Raw genomic sequence first — 11,904 nt, 5'->3', positions numbered from 1 at the left:
AGGTGGATAAGTGGGAGGTTTTTAAGTTCAGTACTGCTTTAGGAAGCAGCGCTGTGACGTATTTTTACGGTGGGTGGTCGGGAGTATTGGGGGTGTTACTTGCTCTGGTCATTATTGATTATGTGACCGGACTATTTGCCGCTGGCGCAGAAGGTAAGAAGGGTACCGGACCCGGGTTAAAAAGCAAGATTGGTCTCATTGGTATCGCTCGAAAGGTATTTATTTTTACAATGGTAGCAGTATCCCATCTAATTGATGGAGTCTTAGGCGATTCGCACCTATTCAGGGATGCGGTCGCTTATTTTTATATGGCAAATGAGTTGCTTTCGATTCTTGAGAATGGAGGCAGGCTTGGAGCGCCAATACCACCAGTGATCCGGCAGGCGGTTGAGGTATTGAAAGGTAAAGGGGGAAACGGTAGTGACGATAACACTGGAGTTGGTAAAGAGTAAATCTGCCACGCGTTTACAGGGACTTTTACCTGTCGTCCGCACAGCCACGGAGCGCCTTATAGAGCGCTCCTTTGCTTTAGGTATACCTATCGTAATCACACAGGGTCTACGGACCATAGCGGAGCAAAATGAGCTTTACGCACAGGGACGGACCAAGCCGGGGCCAAAAGTAACGAACGCCAAAGGCGGGACCAGCTATCACAATTTTGGTGTGGCTATTGATTTTTCCTTACTGCTGCCTGACGGACGATCTGTAAGCTGGGATACCCAAAGGGATGGTAATGCAGACCATAAAGCGGACTGGATGCAGGTTGTGACTATTGCTAAGGAACTGGGCTTTGAGTGGGGAGGCGATTGGAAAACGTTCACCGACTTGCCGCATCTACAAATAGTATTTGGCCTGAGCACAGCACAGTATCGAGCAGGTAAGTGGCCTACGCAGGCACAGATTGATGCAGTTTTATCCAGGATTAACAAAACAGGAGATGATGAACCCATGACAATAGAAGAAAAAGCAACGTTGAAGGAACTACAAAAAACAGTGCAGGCGCAGGCTGACCGCATCAAGACACTGGAGACAGCGGCCAAACAGCCCAAAATACCCACGTGGGCTGAACAAGCCTGCATCAACGCCAAGGCCGCAGGTGTTCTAGATACAGCTAATGATGGATCTTATGACTTTTACCGCATGGTCACGATGCTTGATCGATCCGGGATTTTCAAAACGAAAGGGGATAAATAATCATGCAAACAATTATCGAAACTGTACAGCCTTATGTAAATACCATCGTCACAGCCGCTGCGGGTGTGCTTACAGCGTTTGTCTTAGGAGGTCTGAATAAGCTTAAAGCTAAGGTTAACGTGTGGCTAGAAGCGCGTACAACGGCGGCACAGAGGGAAGTAATCTATAAAATTGCTGGGGAGGGATTTGCTTTTGCTCAAACAGCATTTAAAGAAGCTGGAGGAGAACGTAAGCTTCAGGAGGCATTGCAGTATACTACATTGCGCTTGGCAGAACAGGGCATTACTGTATCGGCTGTAGAGATTCGATCCGCCGTTGAGAAAGCATATCTGGAGTATAAGGCCAAAACAAAATCGCTACTCGCTACTGAAGCACAGCCAAATGAGGAGGCAGCAAAGGTAGCAGCTAAGGAAGCTGTATCTGGTCTGGCTGCAAAGCTTAATGATTTCTTGGCACAGGCTACGGCAGAGGTATCCAATACTGTTCCTGTTCAGGTGCAGTCTGAGCCTATTCTGGCACCAGCAGAATCAGCACAAACACCTGTTACTACTGAATAAGATTAACGCGAATACAGTCAGTAAGTAAAACCAAAGCCCAGCTACCTCGATTGGTTGGCTGGGCTGATATAAAAAACACCTCATAATAGAGAAGTTGTGGTATAATCTGGATTGGACAACGGGTGGGGGTCACGGCGCAGCTTCCCGAAAGGGGGTGACGCCATGACTGCATTTGCTGCGCTTTACTTGGTCTTGAAAGTAATTGCCACGCTACTGAGCCTTTGGTTTAGTGGACGTAAGCTTTATCGATGGATCAGGTTGAGACGCAACAAACGCAAAACCCACCGCTAAAGGTTGACCGCCTACGGTGGGTTTTGGTACCAGTTTATCAAATGCGCGCTGTGAAGGCACATTTCGTTGTTCTAGGGGAGGGTTGCGCCTCCCTTATTTATATTCTTATGTTATCATACTGAAACTATACAGGCAATGGGATTGCCTTTCTTGACTATATCCAAATGTTCAAACCCCGGGGATTGTTCTGGGGATTTTTTTATTTAATACAATTTTGTTTTGAGTAAATCAAAAAGAAGATCTACCAAATCCTCTTTCTTATTGGTTTCATAAAATTCTCCATCATAAATAATAAGCCAACCGCCTCCCCAATATCTCATTTCAAAGCTTGCATCAAATGTAACAAGGTCTAAAAGCTGGCTGACGGTAAATAAAGGCAAGCAAGATTCGAAGTCATAACAGACCCCATTTTCATGTACCAAAGCAAATTCACCATTTTCATCGGTATCGGAAGTCAATGTGTGAATTGAATCGGTTTTAAAATTGTAAAATACTTCGCCAGGTTGCGGATCACCCCAAAATACCATTTCATGAAATGATTCTACTTGTTTTGGAGTGAGCGTTTTGATACTTTCTATCGTGATTCTGGGTTTTATAAATTTCAAATTCATTCACCTGCCTACTTATTCTGTAGATGAATAAGATTATTAAGTATTTTAGGTTAATTGTAAATGAGTTTTGTATTTTTTAAAGGATTGATTCCCCAACAAACAAAGTGTTTTAAGGAACATATGTTCGTGTTATAATTGCTACATAATACATCAGGAGGCTACATACATGTCTAAAAAACTCGAAGAGAACGGCTTATGGGAAAGTTCACGCATTATCATACCGGAACACAAGGAAGCATACCTGAAGCTCATGAAGGACCGTCAACGGCGCGGTAAACCAGAATTGGATGACCAGCAAGTGCAATTGATTGAGCAGGCTTTAATAGACTCTTACAACTCACGCAACGCCGTCACGGTGACCGTATTTAGCCCGTTTGACGATACGGTTATGACTGGTGTAGTTACGTCAATTAACACCGCGCGTAGGGAAGTAAAACTGATTCGTGGGGAAGATGATTTTAGTTGGATTAAGCTGGAGGATATTATATCCGCAGGCTGAAAATAATTACCTCACATAATACATAAAAATTACCAAATAGATTGGTAATTACATTGCCTATAACAGATAACAAATATAGAATAAAAGCATATTTGTTACCAATTGTGAAGGAGCATATGTAATGTGGGAAGCGGTGAGGTTTTTATTATTTTCAAGCGTGGAATCGTTTGCGGCATTTTCTTTAATGTTATCAATATATAGGCTTAAACCTCTTGAATTTTTATGGCCGGGCTTGTTTTCTTTTTTGATTATGAACCTCATTAGTTTTTTTCTGAGAGAACAAATGTCTCTATCCTTCATGGTTCCTGCAATAAGTACGATAATATTTATATTACTTATTACAACTGTGGTTAGAGTGCCTATATTGTGGGCAGCGATTATGGCTATGACAGGAATGTTTATCTACACTGCGTTTCAGGCTCTTGTTATTTTGTCTCTTTTCGGTAGTTTCACAGAGGATATGCAGTATTCGTCAGCCGGGACAGTCGTTCAAATAGTCACAAGCGCGTGGACTTTCTTTTTTGTCTGGATACTACTTAAATTCAAAATTGGATTCACAGCAGAATTTGAACGGTTACGATTCGCATGGGAGCATATAGCAGTAATTGCTTTGATAATAGTTGGGCTTATCGCTTCTGCAACTGTTATGTTTTACAACAACCTTCTGTTTATTATATTGGTTCTCGCGCTTGTAGCGGGATTGTTTCTGTATTATGCAGTGGTAAAAGAAAGAGAGGAGCTGTCTTCTAAAGATGATTGAGCCACTAGCCTTGCGGATGGCGCAGCATATAAAGAGTGTGGTACCAGATCACCCGGCCTCTGTGCCAGTTTTGAAACATGCAGTAGCAGCGATTCTTAATATAGTCTTTATAACTGTGGCAACGATCATAATAGCCTTGCTAACAGGTAAAGCAGGGGAAGTATTCACTATAATGATCACCTTTGCTATCTTGAGACAAATGACAGGAGGGGTACACCTTAAAAGCGGTATGGGTTGCGTAGTTGTTTCCACGCTTCTGTTTACTGGATTATCGTTCATAACTTTGGACCACAAATGGACTATGATTGCAACAGGAATCAGTATGATTCTAATTTTATTTTTTGCTCCAGCGGGGATAGAAAAACAGACCCGTATACCGCCAAAGTATTTTCCTGCTCTAAAAGTAGCTGCGTTTATTCTTGTAGGATTTAATCTTTGGTTTACTGATCCATTTATAGCAATAAGCATCCTAGCACAATCTTTGACGCTGATTAACTTAAGGAGGTGATTAAGGACATGACCCAAAATATATATTCTAAGTTGGCGACAGTATTATCTTCAATCGCGGTTTTAACTGTAAGTGTCGCAAGCATCGCTTTTATTTACAGCCCGGAACCGCCATCAGAATTGTTTGAATAGGGGGCGTTTTTGTGGTAAGCGTAACATCTGATGCCGAAGGATTATCAGGGTATATTGATTTGCCGGTTGACTCAATATGGTTTATAAGTTACAAACGTATCATCGATCGTCTTGTAGTACATACCGAAGATAACAAATACTACATGACAGGTCCATTAAAATACTGCATGAATGCTTTAAACAAAAGTAGTAATTTTGTATATGCAGATAGAAGCAATATTTTTAATGCAGACAATGTTGTTAAAATCAACACTTTATTTAAAGAGGTATATTTCGAAGAAGAAATTACAAAGAAATCTAAAAGGTGTGAAATCGCTCATAACAGATATGATGAAGCGATTAGCAGACTTGAGGTGTTGAATCCAAATGTCGTATTTTTCTAGACCGCAGGTAAAAGCGGTCTTTTTTTGTCGATAATCAAGCTATGTCATGTCGAATAAAGTCGTTAAATGGCAGGAGTTCAGCGGGACGAATTTATGTTGCCAAACCACCTAATATTGGGATTTAATATAGGTGAAAGGTTTTGAATTAAAATTAAAAAAAAGGAGGGAATTGCGATGATTAAATCCATTGAGTCGATTGGTAACATGAGGTATAATGAGAACAAGTGTTTCTATTCATTTGGAGATGAAACAAAATTCCGTTTATAAAAAGATAAAAAAATTGACTTTAAGTAAATTTCTATGGCAGCGGGAGGGGATACCCCACAACCGTTTGCCCTAACACAAGTCCCATTCATGCAATTCTTCCATTGTGCATCCAAGTTTAAATGCTGCTCTAGCTGCCAATGGATAAGAAAAAAGACGTTCCCCAGCAATTATTCGCGAGATAAGAGCTGGAGACACGCCCAAGTAATTAGCAAGATCTACTTGCTTCATTCTATTTGCTTTTAGCAACTCAGGCAAACGGCTTCTCCCTGGTTCAGGTTGAGGAGCCGCCATGTTTCACCTCATTGAGAATGATTCACAAGAGAGTATACAGGAAAAATGACTGATAGTAAACAATACTTCAACGGAGTTGATCGAATGGATCACGACACAATTATAATAAAAAAAGATATTAAAGACGAGTACATTTCCCTGATAGCGGAAGCGATCTTTAAAACAAAGGGAACAGGAGAAACGTCTAAAGTCAGAGTTGTTTCTGAAAACTTGATCTCAGACGTTTGTCTTTAAAAATGCAAACGAAATTGCAAACATACTTAGGAAAACACAGTGTTACTTAATGATACTTAAAAGACCCAAAATCCTAATGTATCAAGAATTTTGGGTCTTATTAATACTTGCTAAACCTTGTCGCTACAAACTCGTAATGCGTAGGTCGGGGGTTCAATTCCCTTCACCAGCATCTTATAAAACTCAAGCACAGCGCGGCTTCCAAGCTTTTTGGAGGTCGCGCTTTTTTGTTAAACTGAGGATTCTTCTACCATTTTTCTACCCTTTAGTCTAGTAAAGTGGGTTCTTCGGTGCTAATGCTCTCTCCTGTGATTGAATCGCCAATGTTTTTTAACACTGCTTCTTGGAGATTCGGAAGAACATGTGAATAGGTATCCAGAGTTACATTGATAGACGAATGTCCAAGTCGCTCTTGAACGATCTTTGGATGGATACCAGCTTTGAGAAGTAGTGTTGCATGAGTGTGTCGCAGATCGTGGAAACGAATCCGAGGAAAGTCGGGATGTTCCTTTACAATTCTGTCCAAAATACGATAGTAATGTCTCATAAGATTGCGGGGGCCGAGAGGCGTTCCCACACTTGTTTGAATTACTAAGCCTGAATCATTGTATAGCTTATTTCTGGCTTGCTCATATTTTTGCTTTCTAAAGTGATTTTGCAAAAAATTAGCGGTATTAGCAAACAGTGCGATGGAGCGAACGCTGCTATCATTCTTAGTATCATCAAGATCATGTCCTATTTCAGAAATGGTATAAGCTTGTCGAACCGAGGCCGTTTTCCTCTTTAAATCTACCTCAGATCGGGGTAGCGCAAGTATTTCACTTTGACGCATGCCAGTAGAGGCGGCGAGCTCGAAGGCCATGAAGTATTGATCTTCCGATGCAGCATCGAGGAAAATCTTTAATTGATGTTCATTCCAGACTTCAAATTTTTTCTTTTTTCCTTGAGGTAGGGCAACAGAAGAATCCACGTTTTGAGTTAAAATCCCCCGAGTCACTGCTCGATTCAATGCGTCTATAATTAAAACATGGGCTTTCTTTATTGACCCAACAGACAATTTGGGTAACAGAGTTCTATGGTATAGATCATGAAATGTTGTGGTCTTTTTAATGCCCAATAAAAAATAAATATGCAAATATTTAGATTATATTTATAGATAAGCAAGTTTATGTTTAGACAATATGTGAGTGTCAATCTATCTTTATAGATATACAAGATATTCATAGGGGGCTAATAATCATGTCAAAGAAATTTTTGACTACCGTTCTAACTTTTTTTCTAATTAACATCATGTTACTACCATCAGCAACACATGCAGCAACACTAAACAAAACAGTTGAGGGAATGCTAGGGTTCTCGCCTCCAACAGGCACTACAGCAAAAGGAAGTACCACCTATTACAATTTAGTGGCAAGCAATGCGATAGACGGAAGTATTAAAACAACATGGAATGCCGGAGGGGAAAATGGGAATATTGAGTTAAGATTCCCTAGCCCAGTCGAAATAAATTTTATTCATATCTCTACTAATGCTACGCCACCACGAGATATAAAATATACAATTTACGGACTCGTTGAAGGAGAATGGAAAAAAATAAGCGAACAAGTTACTCAATCTTTATCTGCTACAAATACAATAACGCCGCCTATTAAAGTTCAACAGGGTACATATGATGGTATCAAAGTTGACGCTTTGGGAGGTGCGTCTTGGTTGGCAATTAACGAGATAACTCTTGGCATCAATGAACCAATCGATCTCAAAGGTCAACCACTTGATTCATCAGCAAAGTTGAATTGGAATCCGATTAAAGATGCTGCTAAGTATAAGATCAATTACGGTACGCAATCGGGTAAATATTCAGAGTCTATTACAGTAACCAAGGATGTGGATGGCAATTATGTGGTCCCGAATCTGACTAATGGAACAGTATATTATTTTCAGGTTATAGCTATTATTAACGGAGCTGAGATGGTTATCTCTAATGAAGTTGCAGTTACACCAAATGAACCTAAAACAACTGAGCCGACAACTCCTGACAATCCTTCTACAGGAGAGCCAAGTAATCCGAGCGAACCTGGTACAACAAATCCTGGTGAACCATCGACTGGTGAGCCTACTAATCCTCAATCACCATCAGGCAACCGCGCAATCCTTGTAGTTACTATGACAACTGGCTTAGAGAAGGAATTCGACCTAAGCATGAAAGAGGTCAATGACTTTATCTCATGGTATGAGGGCAAGCAAGGTGGTTCTGGATCGGCTTCATATGCCATTAATAAACATGATAACAACAAAGGTCCATTCAGCAGCCGGAAGGATTATATGCTGTATGATCGTATCCTAACGTTTGAAGTAAGTGAATACTCTAAATAAATTAAAAAGCTCTGCTAACCTTAAGGTCGGCAGAGCTTTTTAGTTGAAAAATTGCTTACAGATGTGCATTCAAGGTGCTCTGAGTCCACTTTTTAAATGTTCGCAGAAAATAAAGTTTTGATAACTACAATAAAAGAAACAACGGTAGGCCAGGACGAGAAAATATGCCCTAGACTGTCGCTGCTTCATCTGTTTCATTGAACTAACGCTTCCCGTTAGTTCAATTATTTCCGTGCGCTTCTCTTGCCATTTATATCTTCTTATCGTCTGACAAATTTATTTTCTAGCGAGTGTTTGATCCGTAGTTGTCTAACCTTTTCGAAAAGTACTTAGGAGCCTCTTTGTAACCTTGACGCTCATAAAATCGGTGAGCATCTATTCTTCTGGAATGACAATGAACTTGGATGCTCTCACATCCCCTTTTTCTAGCAGAAGCAGTGGCAAATTCCTTTAACTTTTTTCCAATTCCTTTACTTCTAATTGTGGAATCAACAACAAGATAACTAATCAATGCGGTATCTCTTCTTATCCCTAATTGTGGGATAAAATGTATCGAAATACAGGCAACGATACACCCTTCATCTTCATAGACCATTAATTCTTCGTCAGGATGAGTAAGAAGCCGTTCCCATATTATCTTTAATAAAAAATTCGGTATCTGGGTAACCTAATTGTGTTAATAGTCTGGATATACCTTTCCCATCTTCCATTTTAGCAGCTCTAATCATGATCTTTACCTCCAATCGATTGTGGAAATTCATTAAGTATTGTCGAAGGGTATCAACGCCCTAGTATATACTGGATACTGACTTTATAGAGGCTGATTCCATAAAATCGTATTTTGGTATATAAATTCAGACGACAATCCGCAAATTCTTTTATCTCTTCATCCTGATTATGACATTATTTTAGCGAGATCACTATAACCACGGTGTGACCGTCAAAGTGGATGTGATTGATTATTGTTAGGCTATGACACCCGTTAGCTTAACGTCGCCGTTCATTCTACATGCTTTCAGCAGGCCGCGAAGATGCCAGCTATTAAGGGCTGGAGATAAAGATGGGAAAGTGCACAGAGGACATAAAGGTTATGTTGCTTGTTTTAGAGCAGATACCTAAATTTATGGGGGCGGATAATTCTACACTACGGGATATCGTCCTCTGGAGGGCTAGGATCGCAATCAAAAGATATCATGCTCGCAGGAGACGGAGAAGGGTGCTTTAGAGAGCATTAGACATCAGTCTCGTCTTGTTGCTCAATTATTTTCTTCTACCAAATCTTCTACCGAAATACGGATATCTGTAATACCTGGCGGAACCCTATTTATTGTTGGGTAGGCTATAGGAGCTTTGTAAAACCCATCAAAACTCTATTTCGACGCACTCGTAATGCGTAGGCCAGGGGTTCAATTCCCTTCACCAGTATTCTATAAAACTCAAGCACAGCGCGGCTTCCAAGCTTTTTGGAGGTCGCGCTTTTTCGTTTGAAGCGAGCATTCTTCTACCCTTTAGTCTAGTAAAGTAGGTTCTTCAGTGCTAATGCTCTCTCCTGTAATTGAATCGCCAATGTTTTTTAACACCGCTTCTTGGAAATTCGGAAGAACATGTTGTTCTATTTCAGAAATGGTATAAGCTTGTCGAACTGAGGCCGTTTACCTCTGTAAATCTACCTCTGCTCGGGGAAGTGCAAGTATCTCACTTTGAGGCTTCTCCTTTTTTCCTTGGAGCAAGTCTACATACGAAGCAACATTCTGTGTGATAACTCCCCAGGCTACTGCCCGGTTTAACCTTCTTGATAGAGCTTACAGATAATTTGGGTAGAAGTAATTCATGATAATGATGTGCGTGTTTACTAACCACTCATAAGACTTCCATGTACCATGTTTAACCGAGTTTTTTGTCTTTGAGCCAGTTCTCTATAATTTCACCGAAAGTATTCTTGGTCGGTTCTACAAAGGTTCCTTTATTAAAAGGAATGGAAACGTATGTTCCGTTTTTGTGTTAAAAGAAAAGCCCGCAAAGGGATCGGGCTTATATTGTACCGAAATTTCATGCGTATGGAAATTTTACTTTGTTCCTATTATACGGAATGTAGTCATATCATTATTCTTAACCGAAGCTGGTTTATCGAAAGAGCGATTAGCTCATTTTGAAACTGACGAGATAAAATATCTCATGTTTGATTTTGCGAACAAAATCAGTTTACTCACTCGTTGTTCAGTTTTCAAAGATCAAACTTTTTTTTGAATCAGCTCATCGCCTCATCAACTCTTATATCATATCATGTCCGAACCAACTTTGCAAGCATTTTTTTCAAATCTTTTTTTGTTCATTCGCTCGCAACCTTTATATTTCTTGGCCGGAATTAGAGTATATCATTCTACAATTTTAAATGCAAGTGTTTTTTTAATATATTGCTTTTGCAATGTTTATGTTTTTAACTACGCCCTAGCCTTTTGTTCAATTGGTTCTTAAATGTACATTCATTTTTTCTTTAATATTGATGTTTTGACAAAGAAAGGATGGGTATAAAAGATAAGAAACACTCGAGCCACTCCTCCCAGCAGCTTTTAATAATTGAATAGGTAGATATCACGGAACTCCAATTGAATGGTTATATGATATTTTCATCAAGCCCAATCCCACCAAGGAAAATACTTCATATGAAATAGTTGTTGATTAACTGAATAATGACATTGCAAAGGAGTAGATGCTAAATGAAACAACGAAGGCGAACCTGGACGAAGGTTGTATTTGGGACTATCTCTTGCTTACTGCTTATCGTTATCTCTGGGTTTGTATATGAGGGGATTGCATCCAAATATGATAAATCGCAATATCCTCCTCTGGGGAGAATGGTCGATGCTGGAGGCTATCGTCTGCATATTCGTAAAATAGGTGCTGGCTCTCCGACGATCGTGCTTGAATCAGGAAGCGGGGAAAGTAGCCTGTCTTGGAGGGATATTCCCGAGAAGCTGTCATCCTTCGCTACCGTTGTATCTTATGATCGGGCAGGCTATGCATGGAGCGAGGAGGCAAATACACCACGCACCGGGGAAAACATCGTTCGGGAGCTTCATACTGCTCTAAAGAATGCAGACATCCAACCTCCTTATATCCTTGTAGGTCATTCTCTCGGGGGGATGTACTCAAGGCTTTATGCACAGACATACCGAAACGAAGTAGCAGGACTGGTTCTAGTGGATGCTAGGCCTGAGAATGATGCTCGCCGGACCAACAAGATTTATGCCAAAGAACGACCTAAGGGCAATCCCTCGCCGCTCATATCCATTCTCCTAGAAAAAGCAGGGGCTTTCCGTCTGTTTCCCAATTTTATGCTAAACGGACGGGTGGAGTATCGAGATAGAAAATCTTTTGTGAATATTGTTGCTTCCCCCAAGTACTTCCGCTCTGTTGCCGAGGAGGGTGATCTGGCGAGCACTACCGAAGATGCCATACGCGGCCAGCATTTGGGTAACCTTCCTGTGCGTGTGATTGCCCGGGGCATTCAGCAAGATTTGACTCAGTTTGGTATTAGTAAGCGTGGAAATGATCAGATCGAACAAAGCTGGCAAATAGGGCAGCGCGAGATGCTCCGCATCTCTACCAACAGCAAATTTATTATTGCCAAAAAAAGCGAGCATATGATTATCCACGATCAACCAGAGCTTGTCATTCAAGTCATCCGTGAGCTCATCTCTAATATTCATTATTCCCGGTCAACCGTTGCTAAAACAAGCAGCGATCATTAGAGGCACTACTCTCTATATGTTGAGGATTGTATAAATAAAAGAAAACGCCAGGG

15 protein-coding genes are annotated in these 11,904 nt (G+C 40.6%); 10 read left to right on the top strand and 5 right to left on the bottom strand.

The annotated features are described in order from the left end of the window. The first annotated feature begins 2 nt into the window (after positions 1-2). From ACQQ6X_RS02765 to ACQQ6X_RS02755, 3 genes are read left to right on the top strand one after another with little or no spacing between them, the layout of a single operon-like run. On the top strand, positions 3-452 hold the full coding sequence (locus ACQQ6X_RS02765; protein WP_305168010.1) for a phage holin family protein: 450 nt from the start codon (positions 3-5) through the stop codon (positions 450-452). Next, positions 421-1,194: a M15 family metallopeptidase gene (locus tag ACQQ6X_RS02760; protein WP_305168009.1), complete on the top strand. Its 774-nt coding sequence runs from the start codon at positions 421-423 to the stop codon at positions 1,192-1,194. Before ACQQ6X_RS02765 ends, ACQQ6X_RS02760 begins: the two co-directional genes overlap by 32 nt. 2 nt (positions 1,195-1,196) lie before the next feature. Then, on the top strand, positions 1,197-1,751 hold the full coding sequence (locus ACQQ6X_RS02755) for a phage holin, LLH family (protein ID WP_305168008.1): 555 nt from the start codon (positions 1,197-1,199) through the stop codon (positions 1,749-1,751). Between the two features lie 494 nt (positions 1,752-2,245). On the opposite strand, the gene ACQQ6X_RS02750 is transcribed toward ACQQ6X_RS02755, so the two are convergent. Continuing rightward, entirely contained in the window at positions 2,246-2,653 is a 408-nt protein-coding gene (locus ACQQ6X_RS02750; RefSeq protein WP_305168007.1) for a hypothetical protein, read from the bottom strand. 166 nt (positions 2,654-2,819) lie between these two features. Between ACQQ6X_RS02750 and ACQQ6X_RS02745 the strand changes: the two genes are divergently transcribed. The 5 genes from ACQQ6X_RS02745 to ACQQ6X_RS02725 all read left to right on the top strand — a co-directional run bounded on the left by ACQQ6X_RS02745 (position 2,820) and on the right by ACQQ6X_RS02725 (position 4,934). Continuing rightward, on the top strand, positions 2,820-3,152 hold the full coding sequence (locus tag ACQQ6X_RS02745) for a YolD-like family protein (protein ID WP_305168006.1): 333 nt from the start codon (positions 2,820-2,822) through the stop codon (positions 3,150-3,152). A gap of 121 nt (positions 3,153-3,273) precedes the next feature. Next, positions 3,274-3,912, top strand: a complete 639-nt coding sequence (locus tag ACQQ6X_RS02740) for a hypothetical protein (RefSeq protein WP_305168005.1) — start codon at positions 3,274-3,276, stop codon at positions 3,910-3,912. Further along, positions 3,905-4,420, top strand: coding sequence for an accessory gene regulator ArgB-like protein (locus ACQQ6X_RS02735; protein ID WP_305168004.1), 516 nt, complete (start codon positions 3,905-3,907; stop codon positions 4,418-4,420). The genes ACQQ6X_RS02740 and ACQQ6X_RS02735 overlap by 8 nt, the downstream gene beginning before the upstream one ends. 8 nt (positions 4,421-4,428) lie before the next feature. Further along, positions 4,429-4,551, top strand: a complete 123-nt coding sequence (locus ACQQ6X_RS02730) for an AgrD family cyclic lactone autoinducer peptide (protein WP_155617185.1) — start codon at positions 4,429-4,431, stop codon at positions 4,549-4,551. A gap of 11 nt (positions 4,552-4,562) precedes the next feature. Further along, the gene (locus ACQQ6X_RS02725) at positions 4,563-4,934 is read left to right on the top strand and encodes a LytTR family transcriptional regulator DNA-binding domain-containing protein (protein WP_305168003.1); all 372 of its coding nucleotides are present in this window, start codon (positions 4,563-4,565) and stop codon (positions 4,932-4,934) included. Between the two features lie 336 nt (positions 4,935-5,270). On the opposite strand, the gene ACQQ6X_RS02720 is transcribed toward ACQQ6X_RS02725, so the two are convergent. Beyond that, positions 5,271-5,492 carry a helix-turn-helix transcriptional regulator gene (locus ACQQ6X_RS02720; protein WP_058830676.1) on the bottom strand — a complete coding sequence of 74 codons (222 nt, stop codon included), beginning with the start codon at positions 5,490-5,492 and terminating at the stop codon, positions 5,271-5,273. A gap of 499 nt (positions 5,493-5,991) precedes the next feature. Further along, positions 5,992-6,735 carry a site-specific integrase gene (locus ACQQ6X_RS02715; RefSeq protein WP_430493529.1) on the bottom strand — a complete coding sequence of 248 codons (744 nt, stop codon included), beginning with the start codon at positions 6,733-6,735 and terminating at the stop codon, positions 5,992-5,994. 230 nt (positions 6,736-6,965) lie between these two features. Here ACQQ6X_RS02715 and ACQQ6X_RS02710 point away from each other — a divergent pair, with 230 nt between their 5' ends. Further along, entirely contained in the window at positions 6,966-8,099 is a 1,134-nt protein-coding gene (locus ACQQ6X_RS02710) for a fibronectin type III domain-containing protein (protein ID WP_305168001.1), read from the top strand. A gap of 283 nt (positions 8,100-8,382) precedes the next feature. Here the strand turns inward: ACQQ6X_RS02710 and ACQQ6X_RS02705 are convergent, their stop codons facing one another. Beyond that, a complete protein-coding gene (locus ACQQ6X_RS02705; protein WP_326403672.1) occupies positions 8,383-8,694 on the bottom strand; it encodes a GNAT family N-acetyltransferase in 312 nt (103 codons plus the stop codon). Between the two features lie 10 nt (positions 8,695-8,704). Further along, positions 8,705-8,827: a hypothetical protein gene (locus ACQQ6X_RS02700; protein ID WP_305168000.1), complete on the bottom strand. Its 123-nt coding sequence runs from the start codon at positions 8,825-8,827 to the stop codon at positions 8,705-8,707. Between the two features lie 1,989 nt (positions 8,828-10,816). Here ACQQ6X_RS02700 and ACQQ6X_RS02695 point away from each other — a divergent pair. Continuing rightward, complete coding sequence (locus ACQQ6X_RS02695) at positions 10,817-11,851, top strand: alpha/beta hydrolase (RefSeq protein ID WP_305167938.1); 1,035 nt, start codon at positions 10,817-10,819, stop codon at positions 11,849-11,851. Positions 11,852-11,904 lie beyond the last annotated feature (53 nt).

Origin of the sequence: Paenibacillus ottowii, from assembly GCF_050516475.1 — a bacterium.
Taxonomy (GTDB): Bacteria; Bacillota; Bacilli; order Paenibacillales; family Paenibacillaceae; genus Paenibacillus; species Paenibacillus ottowii.
The sequence above is the reverse complement of the archived record's forward strand: the minus strand, read 5'-3'. Positions and strand labels throughout refer to the sequence as shown.